Origin of the sequence: Streptomyces sp. SCL15-4 (genome assembly GCF_033366695.1) — a bacterium.
GTDB lineage: Bacteria > Actinomycetota > Actinomycetes > Streptomycetales > Streptomycetaceae > Streptomyces.
Genome location: NZ_JAOBTQ010000001.1, coordinates 6691815 through 6708114 on the forward strand (window position 1 = coordinate 6691815; position 16300 = coordinate 6708114).

Consider the following 16300-nt stretch of genomic DNA (forward strand, 5'->3'; position numbering starts at 1 on the left):
TCCTTGCGCTCACGACCGCTGCGTGACGGCGATGCACACGAGCACGGCCACGGCGGTCAGCGGTGCGGCCACCGTGAAGTGCTCGCCCAGCAGCAGCGCCGACCACACCAGTGTGAGCAGGGGCTGGGCCAACTGCAACTGGCTGGCCCGCGGGACGCCGATGGCGGCCATGCCCCGGTACCAGACGACCAGACCGAGGAACTGCGAGCCGAGGGTCACCCACAGCAGCCCGGCGACGCCGTGCCCGGTCAGGTGCGCGGGCTCGTACGCCAGCGCCACCGCGGCGGCCGGCACGCTCAGCGGCAGACACAGCGCCAGCGCCCAGCCGATGACCTGCCAGCCCGGCATCACCCGGGCCAGCCGGCCGCCCTCGGTGTAGCCGGCCGCGCAGACCAGCAGGGCCGCGAAGAGATAGCCGTCGGCCGGGGTGAGGGCGCCGCCGCTCTGGGCGAGGGTGAAGGCGATCACGGCCGCCGCGCCCGCCACGGCCGCCAGCCAGAACCGGCGGGAGGGCCTGACGCCGGTGCGCAGGGCCGAGAACACGGCCGTGGTCAGCGGCAGCAGCCCCACCACGACGGCCGCGTGCGCGGTGGTGGACGTCTGCAGGGCCAGCGTGGTCAGCATCGGGAAGCCCAGCACCACTCCGGCGGCGACCACGGCCAGCCCGGCCAGATGGCGGCGCGCCGGCAGCCGTACCCGCAGCGCCAGCAGACAGCCTCCGGCGACGAGGGCGGCGAGGACCGCGCGCACCGCCACCAGCGACCACGGGCCGAAGCTCTCCAGTCCCCAGGCGGTGGACGGGAAGGTCAGCGAGAAGGCGATCACACCGAGACCGGCCTGGAGGGTGCCCAGGCCGCGGAGGTCTCCGGGAGTGGTGACCGCTATCGGGCTCGCGGTAGTAGCGCTACTCTGTGTTCTCATGCAACAGCGTAGCAGTGTGGGTGAATTGGTCGAACAGCTGCGACAGGAGCTGGACCGCTACTCTCCTGGTGGAAAGCTGCCGTCCAGCAGGGCCCTGGTCGCGCGGTTCCGGGTGAGTCCGGTGACCGTCTCCCGGGCCCTCGCCCGGCTCGCCGCCGAGGGCCTGGTGGTCACCCGCCCCGGTGCCGGTGCCTTCCGGGCCCGGCCGCACCAGTCGGCGGGACCCGCCGGGGACACCTCCTGGCAGGAGGTCGCCCTCAGCGCCGACGGCGCGGCCGACCTCGTCCCGCGCACGGTGGACGCCTCGGGCGTCACGGTCTCGCTGGCCGCCCCGCCGCCCGGAGTGCTGGAGTTCAGCGGCGGCTACCCGCACCCCTGTCTGCAACCGGAGCGGGCCATGGCTGCGGCCCTGGCCCGGGCCGGCCGGCGGCCCGGCGCCTGGGAGCGACCGCCGCTGGAGGGGCTGCCCGAGCTGCGGGAGTGGTTCGCGCGCGGGATCGGCGGCGCCGTCACGGCCGCCGAGGTGCTGATCGCCGCGGGCGGCCAGGCGGCCCTGGCCACCGCGCTGCGCGCGCTCGCCCCGCCCGGCGCCCCGGTGCTGGTGGAGTCGCCCACCTATCCGGGCATGCTGGCCCTCGCCCGCGCGGCCGGGCTGCGGCCCGTCCCGGTGCCCGTGGACCCCGACGGAGTCCGTCCCGGCCTGCTCGCGGACGCCTTCCGCGCCACCGGCGCCCGGGTCTTCGTCTGCCAGCCGCTGTTCCAGAACCCGACCGGTGCCGTGCTGGCCCCCGCCCGGCGCGCCGAGGTGCTGCGCATCGCCCGCGAGGCCGGCGCGTTCGTCGTCGAGGACGACTTCGTGCGCCGTCTCGCGCACGCCGACGCCGGGCCGCTGCCCCGGCCGCTGGCCGCCGACGACCCCGACGGCGTGGTCGTCCACGTCGGCTCGCTGACCAAGGCGACCTCGCCGAGCTTCCGGGTGAGCGCGCTGGCCGCGCGCGGGCCGGTGCTGGAACGCCTGCGCGCGATCCAGGTCGTGGACAGCTTCTTCGTGCCCCGCCCGCTCCAGGAGGCCGCTCTCGAACTCGTCGGCTCTCCGGCCTGGCCGCGCCATCTGCGCGCGCTGTCGGCCGAGCTGAAGACCCGCCGTGACGCCATGACGGGCGCGCTCGCCCGGGAGCTGCCCGAGCTGGCCCTGCCGCACATCCCGGCCGGCGGCTACCACCTGTGGCTGCGGCTGCCCGAGGGCCTGGACGAGGCCGCGCTGACGGCGGCGGCGCTGCGCGCGGGCGTCGCCCTCACTCCCGGCCGCCCCTACTTCAGCGCCGAACCGCCCGCCGCCCACCTGCGGCTGAGCTTCGCCGCGGTGGCCGGCACCGGGGAGATCGCGGAGGGAGTGCGGCGGCTGCGCGCGGCGTGCGACGAGGTGCGGTGAAAACCGCTCGTGAGTACCGGGTGCGAACTGTGAGGATCATCGTATGAGTGATGCACCCGACCTCCCCGAGGGCTACGAGTTCTCCGCCGACCCGGCCCGCGTCGACGTCGACCGTGTGTACGGCTGGCTGTCGACCGACACGTACTGGGCGCTCGGCCGCCCCCGCGAGAAGCACGAGCGGGCGATGGCGTCCTCGCTGAACTTCGGGGCCTACGACACGGCCTCGGGCGAGCAGGTGGCGTACGCCCGTGTGGTCACCGACCGGGCGATGTTCGCCTGGCTCGCCGATGTGTACGTCGACCCGTCGGTGCGCGGCAAGGGTGTCGGCACCGCGTTCGTCGGCCGGATCCGCGACCACCTCGCGCCCTTCGGGCTGCGCCGGCTGCTGCTCGCCACGGAGGACGCGCACGGGGTCTACGCCAAGCTGGGTTTCCGGCCGCTCGACCGGCCGGACCAGTGGATGGTGCACCTCTTCGAGTGAGCGCGCGGCTCAGGTCCCGCGGGTGTAGTCGGTGGTGAGCACCAGGTCCTTCGCCGGCCCGCCGACCCGCCACACCGTGCGCCAGCGGCCGGCGTCCAGGACGGTGAACTCGCCCCGGTAGAGGTCGGCCGCGCACGGGTGGTCGGCGACGTACCGGCCCGTGGTCAGGTCCAGGTCGTGGAAGGGCCGCCCGTCCGCGAAGCGCACGTCCGCCCGGCCCGGCGCGGGCCCCGGCAGGAACCGCAGCGTCCGGGTGGCCGGCCGGGCCACCCCGCGCCAGGTGAAGACGCCGGACTCCTCGTGCAGCAGCCCGCCGCCCTCCAGCGGGCCGAAGACGGTGACCCCGGTGAAGTGCCCGTCGTCCCCGCTCGCCAGGTCCCGCACCGCGCGCTCGACGCGCCAGCGCCCGGACAGATAGGCCGGCAGATCGGCCACCGGCCAGAACTCTTCCTCACGCATCCCTCGCGGCCTGCCCCTCTTTCCGTCCCGTCTCGGTCCACCCCATTGACGTGCTCATACCCCTTCCCTATCTTGCCGTTCGAAGTGCTGACCAATGTCTGATATTTCGAACAACGAGCCGCGGAGTATCCATGTCACGCACCACCCGCCTCGGACTCGGCCTGGGAGCGAGCGCCGTCCTGCTCGCCACCACCGCCCTCCCCGCCCCCGCCCACGCCGAGGAGGCCACCGACTACGCCATCACCGTCGACCCCTCCGCCACCGGTCCCGCGATCCCACGGAGCATGTACGGGGTCTTCTTCGAGGACATCAACCGCGCCGCCGACGGCGGCCTGTACGCCGAACTCGTCCAGAACCGTTCCTTCGAGTACTCCGCCGCCGACAACGCCTCGTACACCCCGCTGACCGCCTGGACGGTCTCCGGCACCGCCCGGGCGGTGAACGACCCGGGCCGCCTCAACGACCGCAACCGCACCTACCTGGCGCTGGGCGCCGGCTCGTCCGTCACCAACTCCGGCTACAACACCGGCATCGCCGTACGGGACGGCGAGCGGTACGACTTCTCGGTGTGGGCCCGCGCCGAGGCCGGCAGCACGCTCGCCGTCACCCTCCAGGACTCCGGCGGCACGCTCGCCACCGCCCGGCGGATCGCCGTCGGGAAGAACGGCTGGGCCCGCTACAAGGCCACGTTCACCGCCACCCGCACCAGCACCACGGGTCGGCTCGCCGTGGCCGCCGACGCCGCCACCGCCCTGGACATGGTGTCCCTCTTCCCGCGCGACACCTACAAGCACGAGCCCAACGGCCTGCGCAAGGACCTCGCCGAGAAGGTCGCCGCCCTGCACCCGGGCTTCGTCCGCTTCCCCGGCGGCTGCCTGGTCAACACCGGCTCCATGCGGGACTACAGCGAGGCGTCCGGCTGGCAGCGGGCGCGCTCCTACCAGTGGAAGGACACCGTCGGCCCGGTCGAGCAGCGCGCCACCAACGCCAACTTCTGGGGCTACAACCAGAGCTACGGACTCGGGTACTACGAGTACTTCCGGTTCGCCGAGGACATCGGAGCCATGCCGCTGCCCGTCGTGCCGGCCCTGGTGACCGGCTGCGGCCAGAACAAGGCCGTGGACGACGACGCCCTCCTGGAGCGGCACATCCAGGACACCCTGGACCTCATCGAGTTCGCCAACGGACCGGCGACCTCCGCCTGGGGCAGGGTCCGGGCGAGGATGGGCCATCCCAGGCCCTTCCACCTCACCCACATCGAGGTCGGCAACGAGGAGAACCTGCCCACCGAGTTCTTCGCCCGCTTCCAGCGCTTCCGCGCGGCCGTCCAGGCGAAGTACCCGTACATGAAGGTCGTCTCCAACTCCGGCCCGGACGATTCCGGCCCGGTCTTCGACACCGCCTGGAAGCTCAACCGGGACGCGGGCGTCGACATGGTCGACGAGCACTACTACAACAGCAAGCGGTGGTTCCTGCAGAACAACGACCGCTACGACTCCTACGACCGCTCCGGTCCGAAGGTCTTCCTCGGCGAGTACGCCTCCCAGGGCAACGCCTTCGAGAACGGCCTCGCCGAGGCGGCCTTCATGACCGGCCTGGAACGCAACGCGGACGTGGTCGAACTCGCCTCCTACGCCCCGCTGTTCGCCAACGAGGACTACGTCCAGTGGCGCCCGGACCTGGTGTGGTTCAACAACCACGCCTCCTGGGGCACGGCCAACTACGAGGTCCAGAAGCTGTTCATGACCAACGTCGGCGACCGCGTCGTACCGAGCACGGCGACCGGCACCCCGGGCGTCAGCGGGCCCATCACCGGCGCGGTCGGCCTGTCCACGTGGAACACCAGCGCCGCCTACGACGACGTACGGGTCACCGGCGCCGACGGCTCCGCGCTGCTCGGCGACGACTTCTCCGGCGACGCCTCGAAGTGGACCCACACCGGGGCCGGCAGCTGGACCGTCCAGGACGGCCGGTACGTCCAGACGGACGACACCGCCGAGAACACCCTGGTCCAGGCCGGCGACCCGTCCTGGCACGACTACGACCTGCATGTGAAGGCCACCAAGAAGTCCGGCAAGGAGGGCTTCCTCGTCGCCTTCGGCGTCAAGGACACCGGGAACTGGTTCTGGTGGAACCTCGGCGGCTGGAACAACACCCAGTCGGCCGTCGAGCAGGCCGTGGACGGCGGCAAGTCCACGCTGATGACCAAGGCGGGCTCGGTCGAGACCGGCCGCGCCTACGACATCGACGTCAAGGTGCGCGGCCGCCAGGTCACCCTCTACCTCGACGGCGAGGAGTGGGGCAGCTTCACCGACGACAAGCCGGCCGAGCCGTTCCGCCAGGTCGTCACGCGCGACGCGAAGACCGGCGAGCTGATCGTCAAGGTCGTCAACGCCCAGTCCGCCGCGGCTCGCACCAGCATCGACCTGGGCGGCGCGAAGGTCGCCTCCCGGGCGAAGGCCGTCACGCTCGCCGCCGCGCCGGACGCGGTGAACTCCGAGACGTCCACGGCGGTCGCCCCGCGCACGTCCACCGTCGACGGGGTCGCGGGGACGTTCACGTACACCTTCCCGGCGAACTCCGTCACCTTCCTGAGGATCAAGCAGAAGTAGGACGGGCGGGCGCGCTCAGACACCGAAGAACCGCTGGGCCGCCCGCACCCCCGCCACCAGCGCGTCCACCTCGTCCGGCGTGTTGTAGACGTAGAAGCTCGCCCGGGTGGTCGCCGGGACGCCGAGGCGTCTGGCGAGCGGCCGGGCGCAGTGGTGGCCGACCCGGACGGCGACGCCCCGCTCGTCCAGCACCTGCCCGACGTCGTGCGGATGGACGCCGTCCACGGTGAAGGAGACGGCCGAGCCCCGGTCGGTGAGGTCGCCCGGGCCGACGATCCGCACCCCCGGCACCTCCGCGAGCAGCTCCAGGGCGCGCGCGGTGAGCGTGTCCTCGTACGCCGCGACCTCCGCCATGCCGAGCCGCTCCAGGTACTCCACCGCCGCCGCGAGCCCCACCGCCTGCGCGGTCATCGGCACGCCCGCCTCGAAGCGCTGCGGCGGCGGCAGGAAGGTGGTGCGGTCCATCTCCACGATCTCGATCATCGAACCGCCGGTGAGGAACGGCGGCAGGCCGGCCAGCAGCTCCGCGCGGCCCCACAGCACGCCGATGCCGTTCGGGCCGAGCATCTTGTGCCCGGAGAAGGCGAGGAAGTCCGCGCCCAGCTCCGTCACGTCCACCGGGCGGTGCGGCACGGACTGGGCGCCGTCCACCACCACCAGCGCGCCCACCGCGTGCGCCCGGTCGGCCAGCTCCCGCACCGGGTTGAGGGTGCCGAGGACGTTGGACTGGTGGGTGAGGGCCAGGACTTTGGTGCGCTCGTCCAGCAGCTCGTCCGCCCGGGTCAGGTCCAGCCGGCCCTCGTCGGTCAGGCCGAACCAGTCCAGCGTCGCGCCCGTCCGTTCGGCCAGCTGCTGCCAGGGCACCAGGTTCGCGTGGTGCTCCATCTCCGTCACCACGATCCGGTCGCCGGGCCCGACCCGGCCGGCGTTGCCGAGCGCGTACGCGACGAGGTTGACGGCCTCGGTGGTGTTCTTGGTGAAGACCACCTCGTCGTCGGCGGCGCCGATGAACCGGGCGACCGTGTGCCGCGCCTGCTCGTACGCCTCCGTCGCCTCGCCGGCCAGCTGGTGCGCGCCGCGGTGCACGGCGGCGTTACGGGTCAGGTAGAAGTCCCGCTCGGCGTCCAGGACCTGGAGCGGCTTCTGCGTGGTGGCCCCGGAGTCCAGGTAGACCAGCGGCGCGCCGCTCGCCACCGTCCGGCCGAGGATCGGGAAGTCCTTGCGCAGCGCGTCCACATCGAAGGCCACGACAGCTCACCTCTCACGGTTTCATCTTCGCTTCTCCGTGAGGCACGCTAGGTCATTCTCACGGAGAACCGCAAGGAATACCATGAGAGGCGTGGATTTTGAGACACCCGTCTACCTGCACCGGCTCCCGGTCCCCGGCGAGGACCGGTACGCCTCGCTGGCGCTGGTCAACACCCGGTTCACCGTCAGCCACGGCCCGGTCGACCTGCTCGACGGCACCGGGGCCGCGCACCTGTGGCTGGTCCGCCGCGCCCTGCTGCCCGACCGGGCGGACCTGAACGGCCGCCAGTCCGGCCGGCTGCGGGCCCTGCGCGAGGCGCTGCGGACCCTCTTCGCGGCCCGCGCCGCCGGGGCCCGGCCGCCAGGCGACGCCCTCGACACCCTGAACGCCGCCCTCGCCGCCGCCCCCGTCACCCCCCACCTCGTCTGGAACGCCGACGGTCCCCGCCGTGCCGACCTGCCCGACGCCGGCAACCCGGTCGCCGCCGCGCTGTTCCTGCTCGCCGAGGACGCCACCGACCTGCTCACCGGCGCCGACGCGGCCCAGCTCGCCGAGTGCGCCGCCCAGGGCTGCGCCCGCTGGTTCCTGCGCTCCCACGGCGCCCGCCGCTGGTGCACCACCAAGTGCGGCAACCGGGTGCGGGCGGCCCGGGCCTACGCGGCCCGGAAGGCCGGTTCACCCTAAAAACACCTGCCGTAAATCCAGCGTTTCCCATTCGGTCATCAAATTCACGCGGCGTTTCCCCGGTCCGGAGGAAGTCGCCCGATTTTTCGGTGAGCACACAACCATTCGGAATGGTCCTCCGTCTAAGTCCGCGAATAGACGGGGTACGCATTCTGTGAGGACACCGAAAATGCATCGCAGCACTCCACCGGACGCCCCCGGCAATGCCGGGAGGAACGCGCGGCCGCGCCCGGACGGGAACCGGATGTGAAAGCGGTGTCCCGGCCGGGGCGGGCCGCCTGCCTGCTCGCCGCCGCCCTCACGGTCACCGCGTTCTGCGCCGGTGACGCCCTCGCGCGCAGCTACCCCTTCGGACCGCGCACCCGCGCCGTCAACGACCTGGGCAACCAGTTCGTGCCCTTCCACGCCCACCTGTGGGACCTGCTGCACGGCAGGGCCGAGGGCGGCCTCCTCGTCAACTGGCAGTCCGGCTACGGCGCCTCCTTCCTGCCCGACCTCGGCACCTACCTCGGCAGCCCCTTCGCCCCGCTGGTCGCCCTCTTCCCCCGCGACGAGATCGACCTCGCGGTGTACGTGATCACCGTCCTGAAGATCGCCTGCGCCGCCGCGGCCATGACCGGGCTGCTGCTCGCCTTCCGGCCCGGCCGCTGGTGGGCGGCGGGCCTGCTCGGCGCCTCCTACGCGCTGTGCGGCTGGACCCTCGCCGACGCCGACTACAACCCGATGTGGCTCGACGGGCTGATCGCCCTGCCCCTGCTGTGCCTGGTCGGCGAGTGGGCGCGCACCGGACGCCGGCGCCTGCCCGGCGCGCTGATCGTCGCGCTCGCCTGGACGGCCAACTTCTACACCGCCTACATGGCCACCCTCGGCGCCGCCCTGGTGCTGCTGCTCCGCCTCGTCCTTATCGGGCCGTCCCGCCGGCAGGCCCTCGCGGCGGCCGGCCGCGCCGCCCTCACCACCGCCCTCGGCGTGGGCCTCGCCGCCCCGCTGGTGCTGACCGTCTACTTCGGCACCCGGCACGCCTACCCGGGCCGGGTGACGGCCTTCACCCCGGTACCGGCCGAGGACGTGCTCGCGCGGCTGCTGCCGACGGCGTACGGCTGGGGCTCGCCGGCCCTCTACACCGGCACCACCACCCTGCTGCTCGCCCTCGCCCTGCCCTTCCACCGGGCGGTCCCCGGCCGGGTCCGGGCCGGCTGGACGGCCCTGGTGCTCCTCGCGGTCCTGTCCCTGCAGTGGACGCCCACCCACCTGCTCTGGCACGCCTTCGCCACTCCGCAGGGCAGCCCCTACCGGCAGACCTTCGTCGTGTGCGGACTGCTCGTCATCGCCGCCTGGCACACCCTGTCCCACGGCCCGCCCGGCCCGCGCGCCCTCGGTCTCGCCGCCGCGCTGTTCGCCCTGATCACCGCGCTCGCCGGCCGCAGCGGCGTGCTGCGGCCCCTCACCTGGCCGGTGCTGCTGCTCGCCGTCGCCGGCGCGCTCGGCGGACTGGCGCTGCTGGCCCGCGCCGGGCGGCGCCCGGGACTCGCCGGGCTGGCCGTCGTCCTGCTGCTCGGCGCCCAGACCGGGGAGAGCGCCGCCACCACGGCCGTCACCACCCGGCTGCACCTCGCGCACCTGGACGACTACGCGCCCTGGGGCGAACGGCAGCAGCGGCAGTCCGCGCTGATCGCCGAGGCCGACGACTGGCCCCGCCACCGCACCGACCCCGGCCGCGAACAGACCGTCGGCAACGACCCGCTGCTGGTGGGCGGCGAGGGCGCCCAGTACTACAGCAGCCTGACCTCCGACGTCCTCAGCCGCACCCTGACCGCGCTCGGCGGCGGCTGGACCTCGCGCGGGCGCAGCGTGCAGAGCCTGGACAACGCCGTCACGGACGTGCTCTTCTCCGTCGGCGCCCGGGTGCACTCACCGTCCGACCCGCACCAGAAGCACACGCCGCCGCACCAGCGCCCGGCGCGCCTGACCCGGCGGGACGTCCCGCCCCTGGTGACCGTGCGGTCCCGCCCGGACACCCGGCCCTTCGGCGACTCGCCCTACCGCAACCAGGAGATCCTGCTCGGCAGCCGCGTCTACACCGTCCCCGCCCTCACCGTGCGGGACGACTCCGGCAGGCCGCTGCCGGATCGCCGGGTCGGCTCCGGCACCGCCCGCACCCGGCCGGAGATCACCGCCCGCTGCCCGGCCGGCACCCAGGTACACCTGTGGGCCCCGCACTACTCCGGCACCGCACGGCTCGCCGGCGGCACCGCCACGCTCTTCACCGCCAAGGACACGCGCAACCGCGCCGCCATGGCCCCGCTCGGCACCGCCCCGGCCTCCGGCCGGCTGACCATCCGGCTCCGGCCGGTACGGCCCGGCAGCGTCCCGACCGGCGCGATCGGCTGCCTGGACACCGGCCGGCTGCGCGCCGCCGCCGCGCGCCTGACGGCCGGCGGGGCCACCGGCGTCACCGTCTCCGACGGCACCGTCCACGCCCGGCTGCCCGCCGGGAGCCGGGGCCTCGCGGTCCTCGCCGCGCCCCGCATCGCCGGCTGGCGGTGCGCCGCGGGCGACGGCCCGGCCCGGCCGGCGGGGGAGTACCACGGCCTGATCGCCGTCCCCATCGGTCCCGCGACGACCAGCCTGACCTGCACCTATCACCCACCGGGCCTGCGGCTGGGCACGGCGGTCGGGGGAGCCTCGCTGCTCGTCCTCGTCGCGCTGACCGCCGTCACCGCCCTGCGCCGCCGCCGCGCTCCGGCGCCGCCCACGACCACATCACCGCGCGAGCGGGTGACCACCGCTCACTGACCGCGCCCAGGGGGAATCCACCATGCTGATATCCATCGTCGCGCCCTGCTACAACGAGGAAGACGTCCTCGCCCGCTTCCACGAGGAGGTGCAGAACGTCGCCGAGGAGCTGCTGCCCCTCGGCCACGACATGGAGTTCGTCTACGTCGACGACGGCAGCCGGGACCGCACGCTCACCGTCCTGGAGGAACTGGCCGGGCGCGACTCCCGGGTCCGCTACGTCTCCTTCAGCCGCAACTTCGGCAAGGAGGCGGCGCTGCTCGCCGGCCTGCGGTACGCCGCGGGCGACGCGGTGATCGTCATGGACGCCGACCTCCAGCACCCGCCGCGGCTGATCAAGCGCATGGTCGAACTGCGCGAACAGGGCCACGACCAGGTCATCGCCCGGCGCACCCGCACCGGCGACCGGCTGACCCGGACCCTCACCGCGCGCCTGTACTACCGGCTGGTCAACCGCCTGGTCGACGTCGAACTCGTCGACGGCGTCGGAGACTTCCGGCTGATGTCGCGCCGGGTGGTCGACGCGGTGCTGGGCCTGACCGAGTACAACCGCTTCTCCAAGGGGCTGTTCGCCTGGGTCGGCTTCCCGAGCACCACCTTCGAGTACCAGAACGCCGTCCGCGAGGCCGGCCGCAGCTCCTGGAACCTGCGCGGACTGCTCAACTACGGCCTCGACGGCCTGCTGTCCTTCAACAACCGCCCGCTGCGCGCCGCCCTCTGGCTCGGGGTGACCCTGCTGCTGTGCGCGGGCCTGTACACCGCCTGGATCGTGGGCGCGGCGCTCGCCCACGGCGTCCAGACCCCCGGCTATGTGACCATCATCACCGCCGTGACCGCCCTCGCGGGCGTGCAGATGGTCATGCTGGGAGTCATCGGGGAGTACACCGGCCGCATCTACTACGAGGTGAAGGGGCGCCCGCACTTCCTGGTGAAGGCGACCAACGTGGAACGGACGAAGGACCTCATTCCCTGATGCGGCAGATACTGACCTTCGCGGCGGTCGGTGTCGTCAATACGGCGACCTACTACTGTCTTTACCTGTTGTTCCTGACCGGCCTGCCTTATCTCGCGGCGCACATCCTGGCTTTCGCGTTCGCCATGGTCGGCTCCTTTTTCCTGAACGCCCGATTCACCTACCGGACCCGGCCCACCTGGCGGAAATTCCTGCTGTTCCCGCTGACCAACCTCACCAACTTCCTGATCACGACGGCCGGGGTGTACCTGATCGTGGACGTCCTGCACGCCGGGAGCCGCTTCGCCCCGCTGCTAGCCTCCGCCGCGGCGATCCCGGTCACCTTCGTCGTCTCCCGCTGGGTGATGCTGCCCAAGTCCATTGCATAAACGTGCATCCATACGTATAGTCATGCCATCCAGAGGAGGGTGGACATGGCGGTACGTGCGGCGGTGGCCGGAGCGAGCGGATACGCGGGCGGAGAGGTCCTGCGACTGCTCCTCGCGCACCCCGAGGTAGAGATCGGTGCCCTGACCGGCAACTCCAACGCCGGGCAGCGGCTCGGTGCGCTCCAGCCGCACCTGCTGCCGCTGGCCGACCGGGTGCTGGCCGAGACCACGCCCGAGGCCCTCGCCGGGCACGACGTGGTCTTCCTCGCGCTGCCCCACGGACAGTCCGCCGCCGTCGCCGAGCGGCTCGGCCCCGATGTCCTCGTGGTCGACATGGGCGCCGACTTCCGGCTGAGGGACCCGGCCGACTGGGAGGCCTTCTACGGCTCCCCGCACGCCGGCACCTGGCCCTACGGCCTCCCCGAACTCCCGGGCGCCCGCGCCGCGCTCACGGGGTCCAAGCGCATCGCGGTGCCCGGCTGCTATCCGACCGCCGTCTCCCTCGCCCTGTTCCCGGCCTACGCGGCCGGACTCGTCGAACCCGAGGCGGTGATCGTCGCCGCGTCCGGCACCTCCGGCGCGGGCAAGGCCCCCAAGCCGCACCTGCTGGGCAGCGAGGTCATGGGCTCCATGTCGCCGTACGGCGTGGGCGGCGGCCACCGGCACACCCCCGAGATGATGCAGAACCTCGGCGCCGTCGCCGGGGAACCGGTGAAGGTCTCCTTCACCCCGACCCTGGCCCCGATGCCGCGCGGGATCCTCGCCACGTGCAGCGCGTCCGCGGTCGCGGGAGTGACGGCCGACAGCGTCCGCGCCGCCTACGAGAAGGCGTACGCCGACGAGCCCTTCGTCCACCTGCTCCCCGAGGGCCGGTGGCCCGCCACGGCGTCCGTCCACGGCTCCAACGCCGTCCAGGTGCAGGTCGCCTACGACGCGGCCGTGGGCCGCGTCATCGCGATCAGCGCCATCGACAACCTGACCAAGGGCACCGCCGGCGGTGCCGTCCAGAGCATGAACATCGCCCTCGGTCTCCCCGAGACCACCGGGCTTTCCACGATCGGAGTCGCACCGTGAGCGTCACGGCAGCCAAGGGATTCACGGCGGCGGGGATCGCCGCCGGGATCAAGGAGAACGGCAACCCCGACCTGGCCCTGGTGGTCAACAACGGGCCCCGCCGTGCCGCCGCCGGCGTCTTCACCTCCAACCGCGTCAAGGCGGCGCCGGTGCTGTGGTCCGAGCAGGTCCTCAAGAGCGGCCTGCTCTCGGCCGTCGTCCTCAACTCCGGCGGCGCCAACGCCTGCACCGGACCGAAGGGCTTCCAGGACACGCACGCCACCGCCGAGAAGACCGCCGAGGTGCTCGGCCGGGGCGCCATCGAGGTCGCCGTCTGCTCCACCGGCCTGATCGGCGTGCTGCTGCCCATGGACAAGGTCCTCAAGGGCGTGGAGACGGCCGCCGCCGCACTGAGCGAGCACGGCGGCGAGAAGGCCGCCCTCGCCATCAAGACCACCGACACCGTCCACAAGACGTCCGTGGTCACCAGGGACGGCTGGACCGTCGGCGGCATGGCCAAGGGCGCGGGCATGCTCGCGCCCGGTCTCGCCACCATGCTGGTCGTCCTCACCACCGACGCCGACCTGGAGAGCGAGGTGCTGGACAAGGCGCTGCGCGCGGCCACCCGGGTCACCTTCGACCGCGTCGACTCCGACGGCTGCATGTCCACCAACGACACCGTGCTGCTGCTCGCCTCCGGCTCCTCCGGCCGCACCCCGGACTACGACGACTTCGCCGAGGCCGTCCGCCGGGTCTGCGACGACCTCGGCCGGCAGCTCATCGGCGACGCCGAGGGCGCCAGCAAGGAGATCAAGGTCGAGGTGATCAACGCGGCGACCGAGGAGGACGCCGTCGAGGTGGGCCGCTCCATCGCCCGCAACAACCTCCTCAAGTGCGCGATCCACGGCGAGGACCCCAACTGGGGCCGTGTGCTCTCCGCGATCGGCACCACCCGGGCCGCCTTCGAACCCGACCGGCTCAACGTCGCCATCAACGGCGTCCGGGTGTGCGAGAACGGCTCCTTCGGCGAGGACCGGGACCTGGTCGACATGCGCTACCGCGAGGTCCACATCGTCGCCGACCTGGCCGCGGGCACCGAGACCGCGACCATCTGGACCAACGACCTGACCGCCGACTACGTCCACGAGAACAGCGCCTATTCCTCATGACAACCCGTAAGCACACCGCGCTGCCCAAGGCCCGCATCCTCATCGAGGCGCTGCCCTGGCTCACCCGGCACCACGGCAAGGTCGTCGTCATCAAGTTCGGCGGCAACGCCATGGTGGACGAGGAGCTGAAGGCCGCCTTCGCCCAGGACGTCGTCTTCCTGCACCACGCCGGTCTCAAGCCGGTCGTCGTGCACGGCGGCGGCCCCCAGATCAGCGCCGCCCTCGACCGGCACGGCATCGCCAGCGAGTTCAAGGCGGGCCTGCGCGTCACCACCGAGGACGCCATGGACGTCGTACGGATGGTGCTCGCCGGACAGGTGCAGCGCGAGCTGGTCGGCCTGCTCAACCGGCACGGCCCGCTCGCCGTCGGCCTCACCGGCGAGGACGCGCACACCATCAGCGCCACCCGGCACCTGCCCGAGATCGACGGGGAACCGGTCGACATCGGGCGGGTCGGCGAGATCACCGCCATCGACGCCGGCGCCATCGAGGCCCTGCTCGCCGACGGCCGTATCCCGGTCGTCTCCTCCATCGCCCGCTCCGCGGACGACGGACACGTCTACAACGTCAACGCCGACACGGCCGCCGCGGCCCTCGCCGCCGCCCTCGGCGCCGAGACCCTCATGGTCCTCACCGACGTCGAGGGGCTCTACGAGGACTGGCCGAACTCGGACGAGGTGATCAGCCGCCTCACCGCCTCCCAGCTGGAGAAGCTGCTGCCGGACCTCGGCTCGGGCATGGTGCCCAAGATGCAGGGCTGCCTGCACGCCGTGCGCAACGGCGTGCACACCGCCCGGGTCATCGACGGCCGGGTCCAGCACTCGATCCTGCTGGAGATCTTCACCGACGAGGGCATCGGCACCATGGTCGTACCGGACGGACAGGGGGAGTCATGAGCAACCAGGAAATGACCGCGCGGTGGCAGGGCGCGCTGATGAACAACTACGGCACCCCGCGCCTGCCCCTCGTCCGCGGCGAGGGCACCCGGGTGTGGGACGCCGAGGACCGGGAGTACCTCGACTTCGTCGGCGGCATCGCCACCAACGCGCTCGGCCACGCCCACCCGGCCGTCGTCGCCGCCGTCAGCGGCCAGATCGCCTCCCTCGGCCACATCTCCAACTTCTTCATGGCCGAGCCCACCATCGCCCTCGCCGAACGGCTCCTGCGCCTCTTCGGCCGGGACGGCCGGGTCTTCTTCTGCAACTCCGGCGCCGAGGCCAACGAGGCCGCCTTCAAGATCGGCCGGCTGACCGGGCGCAGTCATGTGGTCGCCACCGACGGCGGCTTCCACGGCCGGACCATGGGCGCCCTCGCGCTCACCGGCCAGCCCGCCAAGCAGGACCCGTTCCGGCCGCTGCCCGGCGACGTCACCCACGTTCCCTACGGCGACGCCCAGGCGCTGGCCGCCGCGGTGACCGAGGACACCGCCCTGGTGGTCATCGAGCCGATCCAGGGCGAGAACGGCGTGGTGGTGCCGCCGGCCGGCTATCTCAAGGCCGCCCGCGCGATCACCGCCGCCACCGGCGCGCTGCTGGTCCTGGACGAGGTGCAGACCGGCATCGGCCGGACCGGCACCTGGTTCGCCTACCAGGCCCACGAAGGCGTACTGCCCGACGTCGTCACCCTCGCCAAGCAGCTCGGCGGAGGGCTGCCGCTCGGCGCGACCGTGGCCTTCGGCCGGGCCGCCGAGCTGCTCCAGCCCGGCCACCACGGGACCACCTTCGGCGGCAACCCGGTCGCCTGCGCCGCCGGACTCGCCGTGCTCGACACCATCGAGGGCGAAGGCCTGCTGGACAACGTCAAGCGGCAGAGCGAGCGGCTGCGGGAGGGAATCGAGGCGCTGGGCCACCCGCTGGTCCACGGTGTCCGGGGCGGTGGCCTGCTCCTGGGTATCGTGCTCACCGGGCCGCGCGCGCCACAGGCGCAGGCGGCGGCCCAGGAGGCCGGGTTCCTGGTGAACGCGCCCGCCCCCGACGTCGTACGGCTCATGCCGCCGCTGAATCTGCGCGACGACGAGGTGGACGCGCTGCTCGGGGCGCTGCCCGGCATCCTCGACGCAGCGAGCCCTGTGGATGGGGACGGACGATCCGGAGAATGAGACGA

General features: G+C 72.9%; 14 protein-coding genes. 11 read left to right on the plus strand and 3 right to left on the minus strand.

Annotation, left to right across the window (positions count from 1 at the left end; translation table 11 throughout):
- Nucleotides 1–9: 9 nt before the first annotated feature.
- Nucleotides 10–921 (minus strand): DMT family transporter, encoded by a 912-nt coding sequence (locus SCK26_RS30050; RefSeq protein ID WP_318204477.1) that lies wholly within the window; start codon nucleotides 919–921, stop codon nucleotides 10–12.
- On the opposite strand from SCK26_RS30050, the gene SCK26_RS30055 reads away from it, so the two are divergent.
- Nucleotides 920–2353, plus strand: a complete 1434-nt coding sequence (locus SCK26_RS30055; protein ID WP_318204478.1) for a PLP-dependent aminotransferase family protein — start codon at nucleotides 920–922, stop codon at nucleotides 2351–2353. The two genes, SCK26_RS30050 and SCK26_RS30055, sit on opposite strands and share 2 nt — an antisense overlap.
- Before the next feature lie 43 nt (nucleotides 2354–2396).
- On the plus strand, nucleotides 2397–2834 hold the full coding sequence (locus SCK26_RS30060; RefSeq protein WP_318204479.1) for a GNAT family N-acetyltransferase: 438 nt from the start codon (nucleotides 2397–2399) through the stop codon (nucleotides 2832–2834).
- Between the two features lie 9 nt (nucleotides 2835–2843).
- Here the strand turns inward: SCK26_RS30060 and SCK26_RS30065 are convergent, their stop codons facing one another.
- Entirely contained in the window at nucleotides 2844–3293 is a 450-nt protein-coding gene (locus SCK26_RS30065) for a DUF6314 family protein (RefSeq protein ID WP_318204480.1), read from the minus strand.
- Nucleotides 3294–3424: 131 nt separating this feature from the next.
- Between SCK26_RS30065 and SCK26_RS30070 the strand changes: the two genes are divergently transcribed.
- Nucleotides 3425–5905 (plus strand): alpha-L-arabinofuranosidase C-terminal domain-containing protein, encoded by a 2481-nt coding sequence (locus SCK26_RS30070; RefSeq protein WP_318204481.1) that lies wholly within the window; start codon nucleotides 3425–3427, stop codon nucleotides 5903–5905.
- A gap of 15 nt (nucleotides 5906–5920) precedes the next feature.
- Here the strand turns inward: SCK26_RS30070 and SCK26_RS30075 are convergent, their stop codons facing one another.
- On the minus strand, nucleotides 5921–7153 hold the full coding sequence (locus SCK26_RS30075; RefSeq protein ID WP_318204482.1) for a cysteine desulfurase: 1233 nt from the start codon (nucleotides 7151–7153) through the stop codon (nucleotides 5921–5923).
- A gap of 82 nt (nucleotides 7154–7235) precedes the next feature.
- Between SCK26_RS30075 and SCK26_RS30080 the strand changes: the two genes are divergently transcribed.
- The 8 genes from SCK26_RS30080 to SCK26_RS30115 all read left to right on the plus strand — a co-directional run bounded on the left by SCK26_RS30080 (nucleotide 7236) and on the right by SCK26_RS30115 (nucleotide 16295).
- A complete protein-coding gene (locus SCK26_RS30080) occupies nucleotides 7236–7838 on the plus strand; it encodes an ABATE domain-containing protein (protein WP_318204483.1) in 603 nt (200 codons plus the stop codon).
- 246 nt (nucleotides 7839–8084) lie between these two features.
- Nucleotides 8085–10634, plus strand: coding sequence for a YfhO family protein (locus tag SCK26_RS30085; RefSeq protein ID WP_318204484.1), 2550 nt, complete (start codon nucleotides 8085–8087; stop codon nucleotides 10632–10634).
- A 22-nt stretch (nucleotides 10635–10656) separates the two neighbouring features.
- Nucleotides 10657–11607, plus strand: coding sequence for a glycosyltransferase family 2 protein (locus SCK26_RS30090; RefSeq protein WP_318204485.1), 951 nt, complete (start codon nucleotides 10657–10659; stop codon nucleotides 11605–11607).
- Entirely contained in the window at nucleotides 11607–11975 is a 369-nt protein-coding gene (locus SCK26_RS30095) for a GtrA family protein (RefSeq protein WP_318204486.1), read from the plus strand. The genes SCK26_RS30090 and SCK26_RS30095 overlap by 1 nt, the downstream gene beginning before the upstream one ends.
- A 45-nt stretch (nucleotides 11976–12020) precedes the next feature.
- A complete protein-coding gene (gene argC, locus SCK26_RS30100) occupies nucleotides 12021–13049 on the plus strand; it encodes an N-acetyl-gamma-glutamyl-phosphate reductase (RefSeq protein ID WP_318204487.1) in 1029 nt (342 codons plus the stop codon).
- Nucleotides 13046–14197 carry a bifunctional glutamate N-acetyltransferase/amino-acid acetyltransferase ArgJ gene (argJ, locus tag SCK26_RS30105; protein WP_318204488.1) on the plus strand — a complete coding sequence of 384 codons (1152 nt, stop codon included), beginning with the start codon at nucleotides 13046–13048 and terminating at the stop codon, nucleotides 14195–14197. Before argC ends, argJ begins: the two co-directional genes overlap by 4 nt.
- Nucleotides 14194–15093 (plus strand): acetylglutamate kinase, encoded by a 900-nt coding sequence (argB, locus tag SCK26_RS30110; RefSeq protein WP_318204489.1) that lies wholly within the window; start codon nucleotides 14194–14196, stop codon nucleotides 15091–15093. Before argJ ends, argB begins: the two co-directional genes overlap by 4 nt.
- Complete coding sequence (locus SCK26_RS30115) at nucleotides 15090–16295, plus strand: acetylornithine transaminase (RefSeq protein WP_318204490.1); 1206 nt, start codon at nucleotides 15090–15092, stop codon at nucleotides 16293–16295. The genes argB and SCK26_RS30115 overlap by 4 nt, the downstream gene beginning before the upstream one ends.
- The last annotated feature ends 5 nt before the right edge of the window (nucleotides 16296–16300 follow it).

What these genes read in the sequence shown, in the direction of transcription:
- SCK26_RS30055 (WP_318204478.1), top strand. Translation starts at nt 920, where the DNA reads ATGCAACAGCGTAGCAGTGTGGGTGAATTGGTCGAACAGCTGCGACAG.
- SCK26_RS30050 (WP_318204477.1), bottom strand. Translation starts at nt 921, where the DNA reads ATGAGAACACAGAGTAGCGCTACTACCGCGAGCCCGATAGCGGTCACC.
- SCK26_RS30060 (WP_318204479.1), top strand. Translation starts at nt 2,397, where the DNA reads ATGAGTGATGCACCCGACCTCCCCGAGGGCTACGAGTTCTCCGCCGAC.
- SCK26_RS30065 (WP_318204480.1), bottom strand. Translation starts at nt 3,293, where the DNA reads ATGCGTGAGGAAGAGTTCTGGCCGGTGGCCGATCTGCCGGCCTATCTG.
- SCK26_RS30070 (WP_318204481.1), top strand. Translation starts at nt 3,425, where the DNA reads ATGTCACGCACCACCCGCCTCGGACTCGGCCTGGGAGCGAGCGCCGTC.
- SCK26_RS30080 (WP_318204483.1), top strand. Translation starts at nt 7,236, where the DNA reads ATGAGAGGCGTGGATTTTGAGACACCCGTCTACCTGCACCGGCTCCCG.
- SCK26_RS30090 (WP_318204485.1), top strand. Translation starts at nt 10,657, where the DNA reads ATGCTGATATCCATCGTCGCGCCCTGCTACAACGAGGAAGACGTCCTC.
- SCK26_RS30095 (WP_318204486.1), top strand. Translation starts at nt 11,607, where the DNA reads ATGCGGCAGATACTGACCTTCGCGGCGGTCGGTGTCGTCAATACGGCG.
- argC (WP_318204487.1), top strand. Translation starts at nt 12,021, where the DNA reads ATGGCGGTACGTGCGGCGGTGGCCGGAGCGAGCGGATACGCGGGCGGA.
- argB (WP_318204489.1), top strand. Translation starts at nt 14,194, where the DNA reads ATGACAACCCGTAAGCACACCGCGCTGCCCAAGGCCCGCATCCTCATC.
- SCK26_RS30115 (WP_318204490.1), top strand. Translation starts at nt 15,090, where the DNA reads ATGAGCAACCAGGAAATGACCGCGCGGTGGCAGGGCGCGCTGATGAAC.